The sequence below is a fragment of the Corynebacterium sp. 32222D000AT genome, assembly GCF_053546955.1.
Genome location: NZ_JBPPVW010000004.1, coordinates 1 through 23,281, shown reverse-complemented (window position 1 = coordinate 23,281; position 23,281 = coordinate 1). Strand labels below are relative to the sequence as shown.

Here is a 23,281-nt window from a genome sequence, read left to right as displayed (position 1 = left end):
GACCTACATTCGACTTTCAAGGAGAAACAATGGCTAACGAACGCCCTGTCATCAAGGCTGAAGCCCGTACCGAGTTCGGTAAGGGTGCCGCTCGCCGCCTGCGCCGCGAGTGGAAGATCCCCGGCGTGATCTACGGCTCCAACACCGAGCCGATCCACTTCGCCGCCGGCCTGCTGGAGATCCAGACCCTGCTGCGCTACCACGGCGTCAACGCCGTTCTCGAGCTGGAGATCGACGGCCAGCAGCACCTGACCATGGTCAAGCACGTCGACCAGAACGTGCTGACCCTCGACGTTGACCACATCGACCTGCTGTCCATTAAGCGCGGCGAAAAGGTCGAGGTCGAGGTCCCGGTCACCATCGAGGGCGAGCCGGCTCCGGGCATGATGTACCTGCAGGACGCCGACGTCGTCATGATCGAGGCCGACGTGCTCAACATCCCGGAAGAGATCGTCGTCTCCATCGAGGGCGCCGAGGACGGCACCGTCATCACCGCTGCCGACCTGACCATGCCGGAAGGCTCCACCCTGGTCGCCGACGAGGAGACCGTCATCGTCTCCATCTCCGAGCCGGAGGTTGACACCGAGCTCGAGGAAGCCGCTGAGGCCGCTGAGGAAGGCGGCGCCGACGCTGGTGCCGAGTCCGTCGACGAGGGCCAGTCCTCCTCCGACAACGAGGAGTAATCACAGCCCCCTCGCTAGGGACGTACTACGGGCCCTCCACGCCGAGTGCGTGGGGCGGCCCGCCTTTCTTTTTGCCTGTGCCACAATGGTGAGCATGAGTGAGACTCCCCTGCTAATCGTCGGCCTGGGCAACCCGGGGCCGAAATATTCCGGCACCCGGCACAACGTCGGCCACGAGGTCATCGCGGAGCTCGCCAGCCGGGCCACGCCGCAGGCCGCCAGCCTGAGCCTGAACCGGAAAACCAACGCGGAGATCGCCGAGCTGGCCCCGGGGCGCCTGGGTGCCCGCCGCGTCATCCTGGCCCGGCCCCGCACGTTCATGAACACCTCCGGCGGCGCGGTCAAGGCACTGGCGAATTATTTCTCCGTCCAGCCGGCAGACATCATTATCATTCACGACGAGCTGGAGCAGGACTTCGGCGCCGTGCGTCTGCGCCTGGGCGGCGGCGACCACGGGCACAACGGTCTGCGCTCGGTCACGAAATCCCTGGGTACCAAGGACTACCAGCGCCTGTCGGTGGGCATCGGCCGCCCGCCCGGGCGCCTGGATCCGGCCAGTTTCGTGCTGGCCAAGTTTTCCAAGAAGGAGGCCGCGGAGGTGCCGATTATCGCAGCCGATGCCGCGGACGAGGTGCTGCAGGCGTTAACATAGCCTTCTATGAGGCTCGCTACCCTGAAGACCCAGTACGGCACGACCACCGTCCGCGTGGACAGCGACTACACCGGCGTGGAACTCGACCACGAGGACGTGGGCGCCCTGCTGCGCAGCGGCGACTGGCGCAAAGCTGCCCAGCTCTCCGGCGAGCCCATCGTCTTCGACCACGAGGACCTCGCCCCGGTCATCCCCCAGCCGGAGAAAATCATCTGCGTCGGCCTCAACTACGCCCGCCACATCCGGGAGATGGGGCGGCAGGCCCCGGACCAGCCCACGCTGTTCGTGAAATTCGCCGACGCGCTCACCGGGCCATTTAGCGACGTAACTATCCCCGGCTACGCCCAGGGCAAGCTCGACTACGAGGGCGAACTTGCCGCGGTCATCGGCACCCGCGCGCACCGCATCGATCGAAGCCGGGCGCTATCCCACGTGGCCGGCTACGCCATCATGAACGACTACACCCTGCGCGATTTCCAGCGGCAGACCACCCAGTTCCACGCGGGCAAGTCCTTCTACCGCAGCTCCGGCTTCGGGCCGTGGCTGACCACCGCGGACGAGTGGTCCCCGGGGACCGGCGCCCGGCTGACCACCACGGTCAATGGCGAGATTCGCCAGGAAGACAACACCGACGACCTGATCTTCCCCGTCGCCGAGCTGGTCTCTTTCTGCTCGCACCTCTACCCGCTCAACCCCGGCGACGTCATCGTCACCGGCACCCCGGAGGGGGTCGGCTTCGCCCGAGACCCGCAGCAGTTCCTGGGGCATGGCGACACCGTGCGCGTGGCGATTGAGGGCCTCGGCCACATAGAAAACACCACGGTCTTTGCCGATTAATATTCACGGTTGATGGGTTTTCCCCACGGCCTTCCGGCGGCTACGATTGAACTATGAGCAAGAAAGACGCCAAGACCACCAAGCCGCCCAAACTGAACAAGAAGGCGTACGAGGACGAGCTCAAGCGCCTGCAGGCCGAGCTGGTCGATATGCAGCAGTGGGTCGTCGAGACCGGTGCGCGCGTGGTCATCATCATGGAAGGCCGCGACGCCGCCGGCAAGGGCTCGGCGATCAAACGGATCACGCAGTACCTTAACCCGCGCTCCTGCCGCGTGGAGGCCCTCCCCGCCCCCACTTCCCGGGAGCGCGGCCAGTGGTACTTCCAGCGCTACATCGAAAAGCTGCCGACGGCCGGCGAGATCGTCATCTTCGACCGCTCCTGGTACAACCGCGCCGGCGTCGAGCGCGTCATGGGCTTTTGCACCGATCAGGAATACGTCCGCTTCCTGCACCAAGCCCCGACCTTCGAGCAGATGCTGGTCGAGGACGGCATCATGCTGCGCAAGTACTGGTTCTCCGTCTCCGACGAAGAGCAGATCGCCCGCTTCGAGTCCCGCCGCAACGACCCGCTGCGCCGCTGGAAGCTCTCCCCCATGGACCTGCAGTCCATCACCCGCTGGGAGGACTACTCCCGCGCCAAGGACGCGATGTTCATCCACACCGACACCCCCACCGCGCCGTGGTACACCGTCGAGTCGGAGGACAAGAAGCGTTCCCGCATCAACGTCATCTCCCACCTGCTCAGCTCCATCCCCTACCGGAAGATCGACCGCGAGCTGCCGGATATCCCGCAGCGCCCGGCCTCCGATGGGCAGGAATACGAGCGCCCGGCCCGCGAGGAGTTCAAGTACGTCCCCGACGTCGCTGCCGACCTCGAGCGCGGCAAGCAGGATAAGAAGAAGAAAAGGAAGGACAAGAAGAAATAAGTCCCAGGCCTCCCAGCACAGGACCTAAAAATTTCCCCGCTCGGTAGAACAGTCGCACCGAGCGGGGAAATTTATTTATCCGTAAGCCCTTAGCGGGTTCCCACGCGCCTTAGAGCTGCGAGGCGTGGATGCGGCCCGGCAGGACCTTCGGGCGGGCGTTGGCCAGGCGCTCGACAATGCGGATGACCTGGTTGGAGTAGCCGAACTCGTTGTCGTACCAGACGTAGAGCACCAGGTGCTTGCCGCTGGCGATGGTGGCCAGGCCGTCGACGATGCCGGCGTGGGTGGAGCCGACGAAGTCGGAGGAGACGACCTCCGGGGAGGCGATGTAGCTGATCTGCTGGCGCAGGTGGGAGCGCAGCGAGACGTCACGCAGGAAGTTGTTGACCTCCTCGCGCTCGACCTCGCGGGCCAGCTCCAGGTTCAGCACGGCCATGGACACGTCCGGGGTGGGAACGCGGATGGCGTTGCCGGTCAGCTTGCCTTCGAAGTCCGGGACGGCCTTGGCCACGGCCTTGGCGGCGCCGGTCTCGGTCAGGACCATGTTCAGGCCGGCGGCGCGGCCGCGGCGGTCGCCCTTGTGGTAGTTGTCAATGAGGTTCTGGTCGTTGGTGAACGAGTGGGCCGTCTCCACGTGGCCATGGACCACGCCGTAGCGCTCGTTGATGACCTGGAGGACGGGCGTGATGCCGTTGGTGGTACAGGAGGCGGCGGACAGGATCTTGTCGTCCTCGGCGATGTCGCCGTCGTTGATTCCGTAGACGATGTTCTTAATGTCGCCCTTGCCCGGGGCGGTCAGAAGCACGCGGCCGATGCCCGGGGCCTCCAGGTGCTGGGACAGGCCCTCGCGGTTGCGCCACGCGCCGGTGTTATCCACCAGGATGGCGTCCTTGATGCCGTACTGGGTGTAGTCGATGGTGGCCGGGTCGGAGGCGTAGATGACCTTGATCTTGGTGCCGTTGGCCCAGATGACCTCGTTTTCCTCATCCACGGAGATGGAGCCGTTGAAGGCGCCGTGGACGGAGTCGCGGCGCAGCAGGGAGGCGCGCTTGAGGATGTCGCCGTCGCCCTTCTTGCGCACGACGATGGCGCGCAGGCGCACGCCGCCGTAGGCGGCCTCGCGGGCAATCAGGATGCGGGCCAGCAGGCGGCCGATGCGGCCGAAGCCGTAGAGCACGACGTCGGTGCATTCCTTGTTGACGCCGGCACCGACGACCTCCACCAGCTCCTGCTCGAGGTAATCGCGCAGGCTGTTGTAGTTGTCCTTTTCCTCTTCGTAGCCGATGACCAAGCGCCCCACGTCGACGGAGGCAGAGCCCAGGTTCATCTCGGTCAGCTCCTGGATAATCGGCAGGGTCTCGAAGGTGGACAGCTCGCGCTCCGCGATGCGGCGGGCGTAGCGGTGGCTCTTGATGATGTCGATGTCGGTGACGCCCACCAGCGGGCGGCCGAAGATCGTGGTGACGACGTTGTTTTTGCGGTGAAGCTGGTGGATCAGCGGCAGCATCTCCTGCGCCTTTTCCAGGCGCTCATTCCAGTTTTCTTGCCACACGTGCGAGTTCGTGGTCACGAAATCAATCCTTTTCACGGTCCGATGGGTGTATAACCAATTCTCAACCAAAAAGTTTATCGCGTTCTAGTTCGCCTTTTGGCTAAGACGGCAGAGGATGTCTTCCACACTACCCCCGCGCAGCCCAGTGGCCGGTTCGCCCACTAGGCAATACGCCACCGACTTATCCCCCGCCGACCGCCGCGGGCGCAGGATCTGGTTGAGATGGGGGTAGATGGCAGGGGCGTCCGGGTGCTGCGCGGTGTACTCCGTCGCCAGGCCCCGGGCCACCCTGCCGCTAAAAGCGCGAGTGGCAACGGTGGGCCCGCCCTTGGAAAGCATTTCCCGGTTGGCGGGGCTCGTTCCCGCCTCATCAGCCAAAAGGAACGCGGAACCGCATACCACGGCCGCCACCCCCGGCAGATCAAGTACGCGGGCGACGTCCTCGGCGGTGCGCAGGCCACCCGCGGCCAGCAGTGGTACTCCCACCTGGCAGGCGCGCACCAAATCCGGCAGCGCGCGCTGGTCCGGCTCGGCGTATTCGTCCCAAGTACCGCGGTGACCGCCCGCGTCGGGCCCCTGCACGCATAGCACGTCGGCCCCAGCCTCCGCGGCCGCGCGCGCCTCGGCCGTGCTGGTCACGGTCACCCAGGCCTCAGCTCCGCGGTCGTGGATACGCTCGATCTCCTCGCTGGTGAAGGTGCCAAACATCGCCCAGACCACCCGCGGCGGGGTGGGCGCGCCTAAGGCCAGGTCGAGTTTGAAATCCCAGCCGAAACTGTAGTCGGCATCGGCCAGCTCCACCCCTTCGGCCGCCGCCACAGCAGCCGCAGCCCGGCGCTCCCCTTCACGCAGCGGCTGCTGAGGACGGAAGAGATTGACCGCCCAGCGGGTGGTGCCGGTGGCCAGCAGCTGCTCGAGCTGGGATTTTGCTTGCTCAGGGCTGGCCGTACCCCACGCCAGGGTGCCCAGCGAGCCTGCCTTCGCGGCCGCCGCCACCAGCTCCGGGGTGGTCGGGCCGCCAGCCATCGGCGCCGGCAGGACCGGGCAGGTCACCTCGTCCAGGACTCTGTTCGCTGTCATGTCTTAGTAGGATATATGCCAGACTAAGAGCGTGCCTTTTTTAGATAAACTCTTAAGCCCCTTCCGGAAGCCGTCCGGGCCCCAGCCCTCTAGTCACCGGCCTACCGCGCCGGCGCCGGAGGACCTGCGCGCCGAGTGGCTCATCGTTGGCCTGGGCAACCCGGGGCCGAAATACGCGGCGACGCGGCACAACGTCGGTTTTATGGCCGTCGATGACCTGCTGGCGGCCACCGGCGGGCTGGTCCAACCGGTGCGCGGCCTGGCGGCCGATGCCGCCTCCTTGGACATCGAGGGCACCCCGGTGCTGGCCGTGCGCCCGCAGAGCTTCATGAACTTAAGCGGCGAGCCGGTCGGCGAGCTGGCCCGGCGCTTAGGCGTCCCGCCGGAGCGCATTATTGTCATTCACGATGAGCTCGACCTGCCGGCCCACAAGGTGCGCCTCAAGCAGGGCGGTAACGAAAACGGGCACAACGGGCTGAAATCCCTGACCGAGCACCTGGGCACCCGGGACTACCTGCGGGTGCGCATCGGCATCGGCCGCCCGACGAAGGGTTCGTCCATCCCCGACTACGTCTTGGGCCCGGTGGACGCCAGCCGCGGGCTGGATACGGCGATCGGCACCGCCGCCGAGGGCGCCCGGCTCATCGTGGAGAAGGGCCTGGCCGCCGCGCAGAACACCATCCATTCCCGCTAAACGCGAAGCGCCGGATCCCGGGCCGGCGGCCGCGCTAGGCTTAAGATATGAAAACCTTCGTCATCACCGGCGCCTCCGATGGCGTCGGAGCCGCCGCTGCCCGCCTCATCCACCGCACCCGCCCCGACGATCGCATCATCGTCGTCGGCCGCAACCCGGAGAAAACCGCGCGCGTCGCCGAGGACATCGACGCCCCGCACCTGGTCGCGGACTTCGAATCCCTCCGCGAGGTCCGCGAGCTGGCGGAGAAGCTGGCCGAGTTCGGCCCGCTGGCGGGCCTGGCCAACAACGCCGGCGGCATCTTCGACGGACCTTTGACCACCGCGGACGGCTTCGAGCGCACCTGGCAGGTCAACGTGGTGGCCCCGTTCCTGCTGACTACCTTGCTGCGCGAGCAGCTCGGTAGCGCGCCGGTGGTGCAGACCGCCTCAATTGCCAACGTCCTGCTCGCCAAGTTCGACCCCGAGGACCCGAACACCTTCCACGGTTTCAGCTCGGAGCGCGCCTACGGCAACGCGAAGCTGGGCACCATCCTGCTCACCCGCTACCTGCACGAACAGGGGCTGAACTCCGTGGCCTTCCACCCCGGCGTGCTGGCCACGAACTTCTCGCGCACCTCCAACGCCCGCCTGTCCAAGGCCTACACCGGGCGTCTGGGCCGCCACTTCGGCACGGCCGAGGACGGCGCCCGCAACCTGGCGTTCTACCTGACCGGCACGCCAGGTATCCACTTCACCCCGGGCGAGTACTACAACAACCACCAGCGGCCCGGCCGCCAGAAGAAGGTCTCCGACGCCGAAATCAGCGCTTTGTTCAACGCCCTGGGCCAGCGGCTGCACCTCGACTAGGCACCGTGCAATTAAACGTCCCTGCTACCGGGAAGTAAACTATGCGCCATGAGTATTGCCGCTGAAGCCAACCGCCGCCGCACCTTCGCCGTTATCGCCCACCCGGATGCCGGTAAGTCCACGCTGACCGAGGCTTTGGCGCTGCACGCCCACATCATCAACGAGGCGGGCGCCGTGCACGGCAAGGCCGGCCGCAAGTCCACCGTCTCCGACTGGATGGACATGGAAAAGGACCGCGGCATCTCCGTGGCCTCCTCCGCCCTGCAGTTCGAATACTCGCCGGAGGGCCACGAGGGCGAGCCGTACATGATCAACCTGGTCGACACCCCGGGCCACGCGGACTTCTCCGAGGACACCTACCGCGTGCTGACCGCGGTGGACGCGGCCGTCATGCTCATCGACGCCGCCAAGGGCCTCGAGCCGCAAACCCTCAAGCTCTTCCGCGTCTGTAAGGCCCGCGGCCTGCCGATCATCACCGTGATCAACAAGTGGGACCGCGTGGGCCGGGAGCCGCTGGAGCTGGTCGATGAGATCGTCAACGAGATCCAGCTGCAGCCGACGCCGCTGTACTGGCCGGTCGGCATCGCGGGCGATTTCCGCGGCCTCGCCCACGTCAACGACGACGGCGAAGCTGACGAGTACATCCACTTCATCCGCACCGCCGGCGGTTCCACCATCGCCCCGGAGGAGCACTACTCCCCCGCCGACGCCGCGGCAAAGGAGGCGGACGTCTGGGCCACCGCCGCGGAGGAAGCCGAGCTGCTCGCCGCCGACGGCGCGGTCCACGACCAGGAAATGTTCGAGCAGTGCGTGACCAGCCCGCTGATCTTCGCCTCGGCGATGCTGAACTTCGGCGTGCACCAGATCCTGGACACGCTGTGCGCCATCGCGCCCGCCCCGCGCGAGCGCGAATCCGATCCGAAGGCCCTGGAGGCCGCCGACTCGGGCGCGTCCAGCGCGATGGACGCCGTGCGCGAGGTCACCGATGACTTCTCCGGCGTCATCTTCAAGGTCCAGGCCGGCATGGACCAGAAGCACCGCGACAACTTGGCATTCATGCGCGTGGTCTCCGGCTGCTTCGAGCGCGGCATGCAGGTCCACCACGCCCAGTCCGGGCGGTCGTTCTCCACGAAGTACGCGCTGACGGTCTTCGGCCGCACCCGCGACACGGTAGATGCCGCCTACCCGGGCGATATCGTGGGCCTGGTCAACGCCGGCTCGCTCGCCCCCGGCGACACCATCTACACCGGCCGCAAGGTGCAGTTCCGCCCGATGCCCCAGTTCGCCCCGGAGGCCTTCCGGATCCTGCGCGCGAAGTCGCTGGGCAAATACAAGGCCTTCCGCAAGGGCCTGGATCAGCTCGCCGCCGAGGGCGTGGTCCAGATCCTGCGCAACGACGCCCGCGGCGACGCCTCCCCGGTCATGGCCGCGGTCGGCCCCATGCAGTTCGAGGTCATGCAGGCCCGCATGGAGCTGGAGTACAACGTCGAGACCGTCACCGAGCCCATCCCCTACTCCGTGGCGCGCCGCACCGACGCCGAGTCCGCCCCCGAGCTGGGCCGCCAGCGCGGCGTGGAGATCTTCACCCGCACCGACGGCGAGCTGATCGCCCTCTTCGGCGACAAGTGGAAGCTGGCCTTCATCGAGAAGGAACACCCCGAGCTGACCATGGAAACCCTGGTCGCCGACTAGGCCACCAGCTTTTCCAACAACCGGGCCCATAGACGAAGGGTGCCTGGCCGGTAACTTACCGGTCAGGCACCCTTTATTTTCTTTATTGCCTGATTGTCTGAAAGAGCTGGCTATAGCTGCAGGCTTTAAGCCGAAGCCAGCTAGAACATCAGCATGAACGGAATGACCACGATCTTGACCACCTGGGCCACCACGATGGTCGAAGCGTAGCCGGTCATGATGCGCGAGTCGGTGCTCACCCCGGTGGCGTAGTTGACCACGGCGGGCTGGCCGAAGATACCGGACACGCCGCCGACGGTGCGGGTCTCCGACTGGCCCAGCATGCGGCTAAACAGCGCGAAGAGGACGATGACCACGATGGTCACCAGCGCCGCCAGCACCATGGCCTTGAGCCCCACGATGGAAAACGCGGTGGAAACGAAGGCCTCGCCCGAGGCCAGGCCGACCGAGGCCAGGAAGATCATCAGGCCCCACTGCTGGAAGGAGGTGTTGATGGAGGACGGAACCTGCCACGGCACCCGGCGGGTGCGGTGGACCGCGCCGAGTACCAGGCCGGTAATCAGCGGGCCTAGGGCGAAGCCGAGCTCGAAGGAGGCCCCGCCCGGCAGCGGGATCACGATGAGCGAGATCAGGTAGCCGATGAACAGGCCGCCGGCCACGGCCACCCAGTTCAGCTCCGCATAGGACTTGACCGAGTTACCGAAGTAGTCGCGGATATCGCCCAGGCGGTCGAACTTCACGATGAGCTCCACGACGTCGCCGGAGGCCAGGTGCGTGTCATCGTTGGCCAGAAACAGCTCGTCGCCGCGTCGCACGCGCAGGATGCGGCCGCCGTAGCGCTCGAAGAGGTTGAGCTCACCGACGGTGCGGCCGGCGACGTCCTCGTTGGAAATTGCCACGTCCTCGATGACTAGGCGCTTGTCCACGAACGGGGTCTGCGGCTGGCGCTTACCCAGCGCCTTGACCAGCTCGCGGGAATAAGACTTGGTCACCATCACGCGCATGATGTCGCCGGTGTGGATCTCCGGTGAGTCACCGGCCACCATGACCTTGTTGCCGCGGCGGATGGTCGCGATGATGAAGTGCTCACCGAATTCCTCTTCCAGGTCCGCCATGTTGACGTCGTTCTTCGTCACGCGCACCGTGATGGCGCGGAAGACCTGGTCGGCGGAGTTATCCTGGTCCTTCTTCGCCGGCCAGCTCTGCTTCAGGATGAAGGAGACCATGAGGATAGCCACGGCCACGCCCACCGGGTAGCCCAGGGAGTAGCCCACGGCCGGCAGGTCCTCGCCGGTCTGCTGCTGGGCCACGGCCAGCGAGGCCGTCGACGTCGTGGCGCCGGAGAAGACGCCTACCGCGCCCAGCGGGGAAATCCCCAGAATGCCACCGAAGCCCAGCGCGGCCCCGGCTGCCAAGATCACTGCGGCCGCGGCCGCCATCATCTGCTTAAACTGCTCGGATAATCCCTTGAAAAAACGTTCCCCGGCGGACAGGCCCTGCATGTAGATGAACAGGCCCAAGCCCATTTCCTGTAACTTGCTCAGGATGGTCTCGTCCAAATCCACGAAGGAACCGAAGGCGAGCCCCACGAACAACGTGCCGGCCGCGCCGAAGCGCAGGGGCCCGAAGGGGATCATCCCGAACAAGGTGCCGAGCACGATCATCAAGAAGATGGTCAGTAGCTCATTACCATTAAAGATTTCTAACACGTTGCTTAATTCTAAGCGGTCGGGTGCACTTCGCCAGCCGAGACCCTGCCCTGACTAGGCCCGTCGCTGGGCAGCGCCCCTTTCAGGGGCAAACTTTCGACGTCGCCGGCGCCCAGCAATTAGAACCGCCCCAGCAGGTGCCGCTACACTGTCTGGCCGGCTGGAACACGAGACATGTATCGCGCCTAAGACCCACCTGGAGCACCAACCCGGAGTGCCCCGGGAGCCCTCCCGCTAGCGCCCACCTTTGATTACCCGCGCTGGGGTGCGGCGGTGCGAGTAAATCTGCTAACGCCACGACGCCTTGTCACACAGGTCTTCCTGGTGATAGTCCGATTTCTTCTCACCCGCTACAACCCCAGAGGTGTTTCCTTGGCTGCTTCACATTCTGCTGCGCCTGCCCAGTCGGCTAAACCGGCCGGGCTTTCCATCATTATCGCCGCCGCGTTTTCGGCGTTCCTCGCCACCTTCAACGAGACGTTTTTGAACGTGGCCTTTACCCCCATCATGGCCGACTTCGGCGTGGAGGTGACCACCGTGCAGTGGCTGGCCACCGCCTACATGCTGGGCGCGGCCGTGATGACCCCGACCGCGGGGTTCTTCTTCCGCCGCTTTAATACCAAGCCGCTGTACCTGGCCACGACCTCCACACTGGTCATCGGTTCCGTCGTCGCCGCCTTGGCCCCGAACTTCACCGTGCTGCTGCTCGGCCGCATCATCCAGTCGCTGGGCACGGGCCTGCTCGTCCCCATCGGCATGAATATCGCCCTGACCGTCGCCCCGCGCGAGAAACTCGGCACCTTCATGGGGCTGATGGGCGCGATGACCACGCTGGGCCCGTCGGTGGCCATCGTGGTCTCCGGCGGCCTGCTGGAGCTGGCCTCCTGGCGCCTGCTGCTGTGGTTCTTCGGCGGGTTGGCGTTGATTAGCTTCATCGTCGGCTGGATCGTGGTCTACAACATCTCCGAAAACGCCAAGACCACCCTGGACGCGCTCTCCGTGGCGCTGGTCGCCGTGGCTCTCATCGGGCTTCTCTACGGTATATCCACCATCTTCGGCCCACAGCGCCTCGTCGCCGTAGCCGCGATCGTCATCGGCGCCCTCGCCCTGGCCGCCTTCGTGCGCCGCCAGCGCACCAGCGCCGATCCGCTCATCGATCTCCGCCCCTTGGGGGTCTTCGCCTTCCGCGCCGGCGTGACCATCAACGTCGTCGCGCTCATCATCGTCTTCTCCATGAACATCCTCGTGCCGATCCACCTGCAGTCGGTGCACGGAACCACGGGGCTGACCGCCTCGCTGGTGCTCTTCCCCGCCATCCTGATGGCCGTGATCCTGGGCCCGGTGGCCGGCAAGATCTACGACTCCTCCGGCCCGCAGCTCATCCTGCCGCTGGGCATGGCGCTCATGGCCGTGTTCTCCCTGGCCACCTCCTGGGCCATGAGCGGCGAGGTCCTCTGGGCCATCACGCTGTGGTACATCCCGGCCATCGTCGGCTCCGCCCTGGCCATCGGCCCAGTGCAGTCCTTCGCTCTATCCTCGCTGCCGCGCCACCTGAACGCGCACGGCGTGACCATCTTCTCGACGTCCTTCCAGGTCGCCGGCTGTATCGGTTCGGCCGTCTCCACCGGCATCTACGGCGCCTTCGTCGCCTCCGGGCAGGGCTCGGATGAGTCCGCTAAACGCGGCTTTCTGGCCGTCGGCGTCCTGCTCTTTGTCCTCGCCGCCGGGACGGCAGTCCTGGCCGTGGCCGGCACCCGCTCGCGCACTGCTCACGATGCCGCCGCTGCCCCGGTGGCAGGCGAGGCGGCCCCGGCGGTCGCGGACTCGCTGGTTAGCCAGCTAATGAAGACCGACGTCTACCACCTGCCGCCTGCCGCCACGATCCGCCAGGCGCTGCAGGTCTTCGTGGACAAGAAGATCTCCGCCGTGCCCCTGCTGGCCCAGGACGGTACCCTGCGCGGCATCGTCTCCGACGGCGACGTGCTGGGCGCACTGGGCACCCAGGTCCCGCGGTTTACCACGCCTTATGCCTTCCTCATCCACCACGGCGAGGACGAGTTTAGCGTCGAGGTCGCCGCGGTGCTCGACAAGCCGGTGGCCGACATCGCCACCACCGACGTGGTCACGGTCAACGCCGAGGACGACCTGGGGACCATCTCCGCGGTCTTGGCCGACCGGCACCTGAAGAAGGCGCCCGTGGTCGACTCCGCCGGCCGCGTGGTCGGCGTCATCAACCGCTCGGATATCAACCGCTACCTGGTGGCGACCTACGTTTCCTCCGCCCCGCAGGCCGCGGCCGCCGTCCCCGGCGAGGCTTAACCAGTACACGCCCTAGCCGCGCAGGAACTCCTGCCAGGCGGGCCATTCGCTCTCGACCTGGCGGGCGCCGGCGGCAAAGTTGGCGCGTAGCTTGGCCACCGAGCGCTCCGTGGAGGAGACCTGCATGTCCTCCGGGCTAAACAGGTAGGCCTGGCCGGCCCGCTCCAGCTCCGCCAGCCGCGCGCGGGAGGCGTTGTAGCGGTCCGGCCGCTGGATGAGCGCCTCCGCGATAGCCGGGTAGCGCCGGAAGAGCCCGCGCACCATGCTGGGCCGGCGCGTTTTGGGGCGGATATAGTCCCGCGGCTTGGAGCCGACGAAAAAGAATTTCTTGTAACCCGCCAGCTCGGCCTGCTCGATGGTGATCCCGCCGTGCTCGCCGAGGGCGCCGTCGACGTAGGGCGCGCCGTCGATAAAGCGCAGCGGCATCAGCAGCGGCAGGGTGGAGGAGGCACGCACCCGCACGAAAAGGTCCTCCGGGACGTTAACGTCCGCGCGCGTCCAGTAGACGGATTCCCCGGTGTCCGCGCGCGTGGCGGCCAGGTTCATCTCCGCCGGGTTCGCCTGGTAGCCCTCCCAATCGAAGGGCAGGTCCTGGTCCGCGGACTTTTCGTAGATGAATTCCGCGTTGAAATAGCCCTTGCCCCGCAGCAGGGAGCCCACGCCGCCGAAGCTGGGGTTCTTGGCGAAGTCGGTGAAGGAATCCTCCGCGCGGATGGGGTCCCCTGACAGGTAGTTGACCGTGTGCGACGAGCCCGCGGAGACCCCACCGACCCAGCCGAACTGGACCTCCTGCTGGATGAACTGGACGATGCAGGCGGCGGTATAGGAGTTGCGCATCCCGCCGCCTTCGATGACAAGCGCGGTATCCGAGGCATCAATCATAATGGCCGCCATTCTAACCGCGGATACAATTAAGGCCATGGATGTGCGCAGTATCTGGTCCACACTGACCGGCCGGAAAGGCCCCTCCCTGGCCCGGGCCCGCGTTGACGTGCCGGAGCTCGCGGCCGCGCGCTTGCAGGTGTCCACGGCGGAAACCCTCGTTATTGTGGATATTGACGTCATCACCGCCGACGCGGTGCGGGAGGCGGCCGAAAACGCCCGCCCGCTACTGCTAACGGCGGGCAGGCGCGATGCCACCGCCGCCAACACAGACGTGGCGGTCTACCTCCTGCCGGTCAGCAAGGCCACCCTGCCGGTCCACGATCCGAAGAAGGGCTGGCTTATCCCCTTGTCCGACCAGGAGCGCCGCGCGGTAGCGGAGAAGCTGACCGGCCCGGGCGAGTGTGAAATCTCCGAGCGCCTGGCCTTCGTGGTGGATTAAGGGCTGTGGTGGGTTTGAGGTGGGTTTGTGGTGGATTCAGACCTAGAGCATCGCGAAGCCGATGATGACCAGGATGGCGGCCACCACGTAGCTGCCGACCTTGCTGACGGTCTCCTTGTTCTCGCGGGCCTGGGCGAAAAGCCGCCCGGCCGCCGAGTGGGGTTTGCACCGCACGAGCCCGACGAAGACCGCCACCGCGATGGGCAGCGACAGGGCGAAGGTGGCGTAGAGGAAGAGCCCGCCGTAGCGGATGCCCACGCTGTAGTCCCCGGCGGCCAAGTAGATGAGCCCGGCGAAGAAGGCGCCGGAGGTGATGGACTGGGCCACGCCCAGGATGAAACCGGTCAAAAACGTCAGCGGGCTTGGGTTTTGCAGGGGCCGCAGGAGCTTGCTCACCATCTCGTTGGACTCTCCCCCGCGGTGGCGCCAGGTCATCACGGCCGCGGCCAAGCCTAGGACGATGAGCAGCACGCCCAGGATAGGCGTGTCGAGAAAGCCCTCGACGTAGGCCTTGAGCTGGTCCAGCACGAACATAGTCACCACTGACAGGGCGAAGACGCCGAACCAGTCGCCGAAGATCAAAAGCGGCACGATCCGGCGGTACTTGCCACGCTCGAGCATCACGCCCAGCGCCGTGACCACGCCGATGAGCAGGGCGTTGACGGAGTCCAGGAAGGCGAAACTAGCGGCGTGCAGCATGGGCGCAATCTTACCGCTTAAGTCCCTGAACGCCCGAAGCGCGCCCAAGTTGCACAACCTCTGCAAGTTTGCGTACACTATGCAATGTTTCCGAGGTCGTGCACGTTCAGACACACGTGCCCCGGAATCCTTCTTTCACTTCCTCCGCTCCCCGCCTAGACGACGTTTCGCGCGGCAGGGGGGCGGACCGACGTTTAACCATTTGTCGTTTGACCATTCTTCTGAGCGAGAAAGAAAGCACGCTTTATGTCTAAATTCCTCTACCGGCTGGGCAGCTGGTCGTACCGGAAGGTCTGGCCTTTCCTGGCCTTCTGGCTCGTGCTGCTGGTCGCCATGGCCGGCCTGACCGCCGGCTTCGCCAAAGAGCCGAACCCGAACTTTTCCATGCCGGACATGGATTCCACCGTCACCCAAGACAAGATGAACGAGCGTTTCGGTAACAACTCGGATGCTATGAACGAGCCCACCGCCAACGTGGTCATCCAGGCACCGGAGGGCAAGACCTTAGACGACCCGGCCGTGATGGGCGAGGTCGATAAGCTCATCGACGATCTCAAGGGCACCGACGCCCTGACCGACACGGACCAGCTGGTCAACCCGGTAATGGCCGCCGGTGGCATGCAGAAGCAGATGGGCGAGCAGATGGCCGCCCAGGGCATGCCGCAGGAGCAGATCCAGTCCAACCTCAAGGCCCTGTCCCCGCTGAGCGAGGACAAGACCACCGGCACTCTGTCCATCACCTTTGATGCGCCGGAGGTCATGGAGATCGACGAGGGCGAGCGCGACGCGGTCACCGGCATCATCGATGACTACGACTCCGGCGACCTGACCGTCAAGTACAGTGGCAACGCCTTCTCCGCCGCAGGCGAAGAGATGAACATGACCTCGGAGCTCATCGGTATGGCCGTGGCCGCTATCGTGCTGCTGATTACCTTCGGTTCCTTCGTCGCCGCCGGCATGCCGCTGATCTCCGCGGTCATCGGCGTCGGCGTGGGCCTGCTGGGGGTCCAGCTGGGCACCATCTTCACCGACACCATCTCGGACATGACCCCGATGCTGGCCTCCATGATCGGCCTGGCCGTGGGCATCGACTATGCCCTGTTCATTGTCAACCGCTACCGCAACGAGCTCATCACCTCCTCTGGGCTGAACAACCTGAGCCCGAAGGAACTGGCCCAAGAGCTGAAGAAGATGGATAAAAAGACCCGCGCCCACGCCATGGGCATGGCGTTGGGCACCGCGGGCTCCTCCGTGGTCTTCGCCGGTACCACCGTGGTGATCGCGCTGGCAGCACTAACCATGATCGGCATCCCCTTCCTGGGCACCATGGCTATCGCCGCCGCGGCTACCGTGGCCGTCGCCGTGCTTGTCGCCCTGACCTTCATCCCGGCCCTGCTGGGCCTGCTGGGCACCAAGATCTTCGCCGGCCGCGTGCCGGGGCCGAAGGTCCCGGACCCGGAGGACGAGAAGCCCACTATGGGCCTGAAGTGGGTCCGCCAGATCCGCGCACGTCCGGTTACCAACCTGGTCGCCGGCATTGTGCTGCTGGGCATTCTGGCCATCCCAGCCGCCAACCTGTCCCTGGCCATGCCGACCGATGGCACCGCCAACCTGGGCAGCCCGCAGCGCGATGCCTACGAGATCACCGCCGACGCCTTCGGCGAAGGCCGCAACGCCCCGATGGTCGCCTACGTCGACGTCGCAGACGTGAACGAGCAGGAGCGCATGCCTGCGTTCCAGCAGCTGCTGGCCGAATTCAATGACACCGAGGGCGTCGAAAACGCGCAGATCATCGCGACGACCGACAATATGGACGCCGCCCAGGTGCTTATCACCCCGACCACGGGCGCTACCGATGAGGCCACCACGGACACCCTGAACGCACTGCGTTCCTACCAGTCCGACTTCACCGAAGACACCGGCGGCGAATACGGCATCACCGGCATCACCCCGATCTTCGACGACATCTCGGAGCGGCTCACGGATATCCTCATCCCGTACATCGCCGTGGTCCTGGCCCTGGCTTTCCTTGTCCTGCTGCTGGTATTCCGCTCCATCTGGGTCCCGCTTATCGCCGCGCTCGGCTTCGCGGGCTCGATGGCCGCCGCCTTCGGCATCACCGTGGCTATCTTCCAGGAGGGCCGTTTCGGCATCATCGACGATCCGCAGCCGCTGCTGTCCTTCCTGCCGATCATGCTCATCGGCCTGACCTTCGGGCTGGCCATGGACTACCAGGTCTTCCTGGTCACCCGCATGCGCGAGGGCTACGTCCACGGCAAGACCGCAGGGAACGCGACCTCCAACGGCTTCAAGCACGGCGCCCGCGTGGTCACCGCGGCCGCGCTCATCATGATTTCGGTCTTCGCCGCCTTCATGCTCATGGACGAGCAGTTCATCAAGACCATGGGCTTCGCCCTGGCCATCGGCGTGGCTATCGATGCCTTCGTGGTCCGCATGACCATCATCCCGGCCACCATGTTCCTGCTGGGCGACAAGGCCTGGTGGCTGCCCAAGTGGCTGGACAAGGCCCTGCCGAACATGGACATCGAGGGCGAGGCGCTTACCGCCAACCGCGAGGCCCTGATGGCCGGCGGCGACCCCGACCAGGTCAGCACCCCGGCTGCCGCTGGCGCAGCGACCGCGGGCAGCGCCGCTACCGCTACCGCCACTGCCGGCCCGACCGAGCCTGCAACCGAGCCCGCAAGCGGCGCTGCTGGCACTGGCAATGCCGACTCGGCCGCGCGCCAGCACCGCGACACCTACGCGGACTTCCACCCAGAACACGGCGGCTACGCCGCTCACGTTGAGGCGGCCCGACGCGCCGGTGTTTACACCGAATCCGGCCCGGCCACCCCGGCGCGCGAGGGCGATGCTAAGGACGCCGAAACTGGCGCCCGGGTGCAGCAAGGCGATAACCTTTCGGGCAAGGGTTCCTGGTGGACCAAGGTCAAGAAGGCATTTACTGGCAATGAGTAATCTCCGAGAAACGAAAAAGCGCGCCACCCGGCAGGCGATAGCGGATGCGGCTGGCCGCATCTATCTAGCCGAAGGCGCGGAAGCGCTCACGGTTTCTCACGTGGCCGAGCAGGCAGGCGTATCCGCCCGCACCTTCCACAATTATTACGCCAGTCTGAACGAGTGCCTGGCCCAGTTCGCACTTGATGCAGTCAGCTCGATTGCCGAGAAGGTAGACGAATACCCAGCGCAAGCAACCACGACGGAGATCTTCGAAGACATCGTCTGTAAGGGATTCCGTACCGCCGAACCGGAGCTGCACTCCGTGGCTTCGTTGTCGATGGTGATGGATTACCTAGATAAGTCATGTTTCTCCGGTGTCAATCGCGACGAAGCCAAGCGCGTGGCAGAGCAAGTCTCGGAAGCGTTTTCCCGGCACAGCCCCGAGCGGGACGCGTTCGACACCGAGGTGGTTCTCCACACCTGCGCCGCGGTGAGTGCGTCGGCGAGCAAGGCTTTCTTCGCACTGCCTGAGCCGCGCGACCCAGAGGTGGGTGAGCAGATGGTCCGGCGGGCCTTTGCCACGCTTCGCTCGATAGTCTAGGCGGACTACTCCCCGAAGAATCCAGGTAGTGCCCGCTTGGTGCCCGCCCCGCTGGGCAGCAAATGTTCACTGAAGGTTTACCCTGATTCAGCGCCTTAAGCGTTGAATCAGGGTAAAATTTTATTTCTAGACCTTTTTAAGGTTCTCCCTATTCTCGATCTTTTATTGGAGCATCACACAGTGAAGGTAGCCATTCTGGGCGGGGACGGATTCTGCGGTTGGCCCGCAGCCCTCTACCTGTCCGACCAGGGCCACGACGTGCACATCGTTGACAACCTCTCCCGGCGCGCCATCGACGCCGAGCTCGAAGCCGAATCGCTCACCCCGATCCGCAGCATCGACGAGCGGTTGGAGGCCTGGAAGGAAGTCTCCGGCAAGACCATCGGCTTCCACCGCATCGACGTGGCCCACGACTACGAGGGGCTGCTGGAGTTCATCAACACCGAGCGCCCGGACGCCGTCGTCCACTTTGCCGAACAGCGCGCCGCGCCGTATTCGATGAAGTCCTCGCGGACCAAGCGCTACACGGTGGACAACAACATCAACGCCACGCACAACCTGCTGGCTGCGGTGGTCGAGTCCGGCCAGGACATCCACGTCGCCCACCTGGGCACCATGGGGGTCTACGGCTACGGCACCGCCGGCATGGAGATCCCGGAAGGCTACCTGGACGTCAAGGTGGAGGTCCCGGGCTCCGAGCCGGTCGAGCAGTCCATCCTCTACCCGTCCAACCCGGGCTCGGTCTACCACATGACCAAGGTGCTGGACCAGCACCTTTTCGCCTACTACGCGAAGAACGACGAGCTGCGCATTACCGATCTCCACCAGGGCATCATCTGGGGCACGCACACCGAGCAGACCCGCCAAGACGAGCGGCTGATCAACCGCTTCGACTACGACGGCGACTACGGCACCGTGCTCAACCGCTTCTTGGTCCAGGCCGGCGTCGGCTACCCGCTGACGGTGCACGGCACCGGCGGGCAGACCCGCGCGTTCATCCACATCCGCGACATGGTCCGCTGCATCGAGCTAGCCCTGAACAACCCGCCGCAGCGCGGCGAGCGGGTCAAGATCATCAACCAGATGACCGAGACCCACCGCGTGCGCGACCTGGCGGAGCTGGTAGCGAAGTTCTCCGGCGCGCAGGTCGCCTACGTGCCGAACCCGCGCAAGGAGTCTGCCGAGAACGAGCTGCACGTATCCAACGACACCTTCCTGCGCCTGGGCCTTGAGCCCACCACCCTGTCCGAGGGGCTGCTGCAGGAGGTCGAGGACGTCGCGCGCAAGTACTGCGACCGGGTGGATCGGTCCAAGATCCCCGCGCGCTCCCTCTGGACGGCCAAGCAGTCCGCCGGCGTTCCCGAGAACGAATAGGGCAGGCAGCTACCGTGCGCATTGCCATCTTCACGGAAGTCTTCCTGCCCAAAATCGACGGGGTCGTCACCCGGCTTACCCACACCCTGCGGCAGCTGCACGCCGCCGGGCACGAGGTCTTAGTCTTCGCCCCCGGTAACCCGCCGGCCACTTACGCCGGCTTCGAGGTCGTCTCCATCCCCTCGCTGTCCCTGTGGCCGGTCTACCCCGAGCTGAAATGGGGCCTGCCGGATCCGCGGGTGCTTTATCGCCTGCGGCGCTTCGACGCCGACGTCGTGCACGTGGTCAACCCGATTTGGACCGCGGCCCTGGGCGTGTGGGCCGCGCGCCGCGAGGCCCTGCCCCTGGTGGGCAGCTTCCACACGAACCTGCCCGAATACGTCGACGCCTTAGGCATCGGCTGGGTCCGGCCCGCCACGGAGGCGGCGCTGCGCTACCTACACAACCAGGCGATAGAAAACCTGTGTACCTCAGGCCCCATGGTCGAGCGCGCCCAAGAACTGGGCATCAACAACGTCTCGCTGTGGCCCAAGGCGGTGGACACGGACAACTACTACCCGCTCCGCTACAGCGAGGACATGCGCTCCCGGCTGACTGACGGGCACCCCGAAGCCCCGCTGGTTACCTACGTGGGGCGCGTGTCCAAGGAAAAGGACTTGGACCGCCTGCCCGGCATCATGGCGCGTGTGCGCGATCGCGTGCCCGGCGCGCGCCTGGCGGTGGTCGGCGCCGGCCCCTACTCCGAGCAGCTGGCGAAGCAGTTCGGCCCCGGCGAGGCGGTCTTTACCGGTTATCTCTCCGGCGACGAGCTGGCCGCGGCCTTCGCCTGCGGCGACGTCTTCTGCTTCCCCTCCCGGACCGAGACCCTGGGCCTAGTGGCCCTGGAGTCCTTCGCCTCCGGCGTGCCGGTGGTCGGCACCCGCGCGGGCGGCATCCCGTTTGTCATCGACGACGAGAAGACCGGCCTGCTGGTCGACGAGGACGCCTCCGACAGCGCGTGGGCCGAGGCCCTGGCGGGATTGCTAGGCGATGCCGACCGCCGCGCCGCCATGGGTGAGGCCGCGCGCGCCGAGGCCGAGCGGTGGTCCTGGGAGGCGGCGACCCGCTCCCTCGTTGAGACCTATCAGCGGGCCATCGACGGCCCGCTCTACCGCCCCGCTTAGGCTTAACGCCGCGTGTCTACACGCTGCCCAGCGCCGCGCGGATGCCTTCCACGTCGACCTCGCTGGCAGCAGCCGGCGTGAAGGTCGCGTCCTGGGTCTTGTCGACTAGCACCGCGCGCACGCCCTCGCGGAAGTCGGGCAGCCCGCGCAGGTATTTCCCGAGCGCGTTTTCCATGGCCAGCGCGTCGTCGACGCTGGCGGCGCGCTCCTCGGCCGCCAGCAGCTCGGCCGCGGCCACCAGCGAGGTCGGGCTGGCGGCCTGGGTGAGCTCCGCGACCTTGCGCGCCAGCTCCTCATTACCGGCCTGCTCCAGGCGCTGAGAGATTTCCTCCCACGTCGGCGCGCCGAAAATAGCCTCAATATCGTCGATGAATTCCGCCATCGGGGCCGCCTCTTCCGGCTGGGTGGAGTGCTCGCCCAGCGCGGCATCGATCCCGCGCTCGACGATGTCTTCCACCACGGCCTCGGCGTCCTTGACGTAGTGGGTAGCCAGGCCGGAGTAGAGCAGATCCGCGGCGTACATCCGGTAGCCGGTCAGCGCCCAGAACTTCGCCAGCGCCGGCGAGGGCTTGCCGCGGGTGCCCACCGCGCGCTGGGCGGCATATCCCGCGCCGACGTCGGTGACGTAGCCGATGTTCATCTCCGGCATGGAGGCGAAAGTCTTGTCCGTGACAATGCGGTGGCTGCCGTGCACGGAGATGCCTACTCCCCCGCCCATGACGATCCCGTCGAGAACCGCGATGACCGGCTTCGGGTAGTGCGCCAGCTGGGCGTTCATGGCGTACTCGTCTTGGAAGAACTGGTCGACCTCCGCGACGTTGCCATCAATGAGGCCCTCCCGTGCCGCGCGCACGTCGCCGCCGGCGCAGTAGGCCTTCGGGCTGCGGGAGACAAAAAGCACCTGCTCGATGGCGTTGTCGTCGCGCCACTGGTTCAGGCCCTCAACAATCCTGTCGACCATCTCAGGGTTGAGGGAATTCAAGGCCTTGGGCCGGTTGAGCTCCACCACTCCGGTACTGTTGCGGACGTCAAGAATTACTGGGGCATCGTTGTGTTCAGTCATGGTATCCAGTATTCCACGTCACACAGCGGCGCCGCAGCCCCACACTTCACGGAGGATCATTATGCCTGCACCTACTCCCCGGCTCATCGCCCTCGACATGGACGGAACCCTCCTCGACGGCGAAGGCCGCATCCCCGCCGGCTTCCCCGAGCTCGCCGCCCGGCTCCACGACCGTGGGGTGGTCCTGGTGCCGGCGTCCGGCCGGCAGCTGGCCACCCTCCGCGACATGTTCGCCGACATTAGCGGCATCAACTCCTTCATCGCAGAAAACGGGACCGTGGTCAGCCACCGCGGCACGGTCGTGGACACCACGCAGCTGCCCGCCGACGTGGTCACCGCCTGCCTGGGCGCCTGCGCGGGCATCGACAGTGCTGACAGTGCCGACAGCGCCGACAGTGCCGACAGTGCCCATACTTACGCGGTGGTCCTTTGCGCGCCGGAGACCGCCTACATCGCCGCCGGTACCTCGGCTGCCATCCGGGCCGAAATCGACAAGTACTACCACTCCGTGACCGTGGTGGAGGACCTGGCGCGGGTGGCGGCCGATACGCCGCTGGTCAAGCTGGCGGTCTACTGCACGGCCGACTCCGAAGAGCACGTCGCCCCGCACCTGCGGGCCGCGGCCGCCGGCAACAACCTGGCGATTTCCGGCAAGAACTGGTTGGACATCATGTCCGCCGACGCGGATAAGGGCCACGCGCTGGAACAACTAGCCGCGAAGCTGGGCATCCCGATGGAGCAGACCGCCGCCTTCGGCGACTACCTCAACGATTTCCAGCTGCTCCAGGCGGCCGGCACCGCGGTGGCGATGGAGAATGCTCACCGCCGCCTGAAAGAAATCGCGGATCTCCAAGCTCCCTCCAATCTCAACAACGGCGTGTTAGAAGTACTCCGCGACTGGTTTGGAGAATAATCCCCACCATCGCCCTGGCACTGAGTCTGACTCGCGGATCAGGGCGCGATTATTTTCCCCAGCTAGGTAGGAGCGAGTGGTGAGTTCTAAGGCCGGCAAACTGGGCAAACGCGTAGCCCAAAAGCTTGACCCGCGCCGCAGTCGCAGCCAGAGCACCCGCGCTAGCGGCGTGCCGGCTGCCCCGAGCACACCAC

General features: G+C 65.9%; 20 protein-coding genes. 14 read left to right on the top strand and 6 right to left on the bottom strand.

All coding sequences use genetic code 11. The features are described 5' to 3' along the window. The first annotated feature begins 29 nt into the window (after window positions 1-29). From ACEE23_RS03235 to ppk2, 4 genes are all read left to right on the top strand, one after another. Complete coding sequence (locus ACEE23_RS03235) at window positions 30-683, top strand: 50S ribosomal protein L25/general stress protein Ctc (protein WP_448871950.1); 654 nt, start codon at window positions 30-32, stop codon at window positions 681-683. A 94-nt stretch (window positions 684-777) separates the two neighbouring features. Then, window positions 778-1,335: an aminoacyl-tRNA hydrolase gene (gene pth, locus ACEE23_RS03230; protein ID WP_448871948.1), complete on the top strand. Its 558-nt coding sequence runs from the start codon at window positions 778-780 to the stop codon at window positions 1,333-1,335. 6 nt (window positions 1,336-1,341) lie between these two features. Then, on the top strand, window positions 1,342-2,172 hold the full coding sequence (locus ACEE23_RS03225) for a fumarylacetoacetate hydrolase family protein (RefSeq protein ID WP_448871946.1): 831 nt from the start codon (window positions 1,342-1,344) through the stop codon (window positions 2,170-2,172). 53 nt (window positions 2,173-2,225) lie between these two features. Beyond that, complete coding sequence (gene ppk2, locus ACEE23_RS03220; protein ID WP_448871944.1) at window positions 2,226-3,098, top strand: polyphosphate kinase 2; 873 nt, start codon at window positions 2,226-2,228, stop codon at window positions 3,096-3,098. A 109-nt stretch (window positions 3,099-3,207) separates the two neighbouring features. Here the strand turns inward: ppk2 and ACEE23_RS03215 are convergent, their stop codons facing one another. Continuing rightward, window positions 3,208-4,668 carry a glyceraldehyde-3-phosphate dehydrogenase gene (locus ACEE23_RS03215; RefSeq protein ID WP_448871942.1) on the bottom strand — a complete coding sequence of 487 codons (1,461 nt, stop codon included), beginning with the start codon at window positions 4,666-4,668 and terminating at the stop codon, window positions 3,208-3,210. A gap of 66 nt (window positions 4,669-4,734) precedes the next feature. Next, the gene (locus ACEE23_RS03210; RefSeq protein WP_448871940.1) at window positions 4,735-5,730 is read right to left on the bottom strand and encodes a nitronate monooxygenase; all 996 of its coding nucleotides are present in this window, start codon (window positions 5,728-5,730) and stop codon (window positions 4,735-4,737) included. A 31-nt stretch (window positions 5,731-5,761) separates the two neighbouring features. Between ACEE23_RS03210 and pth (ACEE23_RS03205) the strand changes: the two genes are divergently transcribed. Genes pth (ACEE23_RS03205) through ACEE23_RS03195 form a run of 3 tightly spaced genes read left to right on the top strand, consistent with a single transcriptional unit; the run spans window position 5,762 to window position 8,964 of the window. Further along, the gene (pth, locus tag ACEE23_RS03205) at window positions 5,762-6,424 is read left to right on the top strand and encodes an aminoacyl-tRNA hydrolase (protein WP_448871938.1); all 663 of its coding nucleotides are present in this window, start codon (window positions 5,762-5,764) and stop codon (window positions 6,422-6,424) included. A 47-nt stretch (window positions 6,425-6,471) separates the two neighbouring features. Further along, window positions 6,472-7,272: an SDR family NAD(P)-dependent oxidoreductase gene (locus ACEE23_RS03200; protein WP_448871936.1), complete on the top strand. Its 801-nt coding sequence runs from the start codon at window positions 6,472-6,474 to the stop codon at window positions 7,270-7,272. 48 nt (window positions 7,273-7,320) lie between these two features. Further along, the gene (locus ACEE23_RS03195; protein ID WP_448871934.1) at window positions 7,321-8,964 is read left to right on the top strand and encodes a peptide chain release factor 3; all 1,644 of its coding nucleotides are present in this window, start codon (window positions 7,321-7,323) and stop codon (window positions 8,962-8,964) included. A gap of 140 nt (window positions 8,965-9,104) precedes the next feature. Here the strand turns inward: ACEE23_RS03195 and ACEE23_RS03190 are convergent, their stop codons facing one another. Beyond that, entirely contained in the window at window positions 9,105-10,673 is a 1,569-nt protein-coding gene (locus ACEE23_RS03190) for an aspartate:alanine exchanger family transporter (RefSeq protein ID WP_448871932.1), read from the bottom strand. Between the two features lie 372 nt (window positions 10,674-11,045). Here ACEE23_RS03190 and ACEE23_RS03185 point away from each other — a divergent pair, with 372 nt between their 5' ends. Beyond that, on the top strand, window positions 11,046-12,992 hold the full coding sequence (locus ACEE23_RS03185) for an MFS transporter (protein WP_448871930.1): 1,947 nt from the start codon (window positions 11,046-11,048) through the stop codon (window positions 12,990-12,992). Between the two features lie 12 nt (window positions 12,993-13,004). Here the strand turns inward: ACEE23_RS03185 and ACEE23_RS03180 are convergent, their stop codons facing one another. Next, entirely contained in the window at window positions 13,005-13,874 is an 870-nt protein-coding gene (locus tag ACEE23_RS03180; RefSeq protein WP_448871928.1) for a patatin-like phospholipase family protein, read from the bottom strand. 37 nt (window positions 13,875-13,911) lie between these two features. On the opposite strand from ACEE23_RS03180, the gene ACEE23_RS03175 reads away from it, so the two are divergent. Further along, window positions 13,912-14,316 carry a hypothetical protein gene (locus tag ACEE23_RS03175; RefSeq protein WP_448871926.1) on the top strand — a complete coding sequence of 135 codons (405 nt, stop codon included), beginning with the start codon at window positions 13,912-13,914 and terminating at the stop codon, window positions 14,314-14,316. Window positions 14,317-14,358: 42 nt separating this feature from the next. Here ACEE23_RS03175 and ACEE23_RS03170 read toward each other — a convergent pair whose 3' ends face one another. Beyond that, window positions 14,359-15,015, bottom strand: a complete 657-nt coding sequence (locus ACEE23_RS03170) for a hypothetical protein (protein WP_448871924.1) — start codon at window positions 15,013-15,015, stop codon at window positions 14,359-14,361. Window positions 15,016-15,261: 246 nt separating this feature from the next. Here ACEE23_RS03170 and ACEE23_RS03165 point away from each other — a divergent pair, with 246 nt between their 5' ends. The 4 genes from ACEE23_RS03165 to ACEE23_RS03150 all read left to right on the top strand — a co-directional run bounded on the left by ACEE23_RS03165 (window position 15,262) and on the right by ACEE23_RS03150 (window position 21,111). Next, window positions 15,262-17,991 carry an MMPL family transporter gene (locus ACEE23_RS03165; protein ID WP_448871922.1) on the top strand — a complete coding sequence of 910 codons (2,730 nt, stop codon included), beginning with the start codon at window positions 15,262-15,264 and terminating at the stop codon, window positions 17,989-17,991. Next, entirely contained in the window at window positions 17,984-18,574 is a 591-nt protein-coding gene (locus ACEE23_RS03160; RefSeq protein ID WP_448871920.1) for a TetR/AcrR family transcriptional regulator, read from the top strand. Before ACEE23_RS03165 ends, ACEE23_RS03160 begins: the two co-directional genes overlap by 8 nt. A gap of 180 nt (window positions 18,575-18,754) precedes the next feature. Next, entirely contained in the window at window positions 18,755-19,948 is a 1,194-nt protein-coding gene (locus ACEE23_RS03155) for an NAD-dependent epimerase/dehydratase family protein (RefSeq protein ID WP_448871918.1), read from the top strand. Window positions 19,949-19,962: 14 nt separating this feature from the next. Next, complete coding sequence (locus ACEE23_RS03150; RefSeq protein ID WP_448871916.1) at window positions 19,963-21,111, top strand: glycosyltransferase family 4 protein; 1,149 nt, start codon at window positions 19,963-19,965, stop codon at window positions 21,109-21,111. A gap of 16 nt (window positions 21,112-21,127) precedes the next feature. Here the strand turns inward: ACEE23_RS03150 and ACEE23_RS03145 are convergent, their stop codons facing one another. Further along, window positions 21,128-22,174 carry a 3-hydroxyisobutyryl-CoA hydrolase gene (locus ACEE23_RS03145; protein ID WP_448871914.1) on the bottom strand — a complete coding sequence of 349 codons (1,047 nt, stop codon included), beginning with the start codon at window positions 22,172-22,174 and terminating at the stop codon, window positions 21,128-21,130. A gap of 61 nt (window positions 22,175-22,235) precedes the next feature. On the opposite strand from ACEE23_RS03145, the gene ACEE23_RS03140 reads away from it, so the two are divergent. After that, a complete protein-coding gene (locus ACEE23_RS03140; protein ID WP_448871912.1) occupies window positions 22,236-23,087 on the top strand; it encodes an HAD family hydrolase in 852 nt (283 codons plus the stop codon). The last annotated feature ends 194 nt before the right edge of the window (window positions 23,088-23,281 follow it).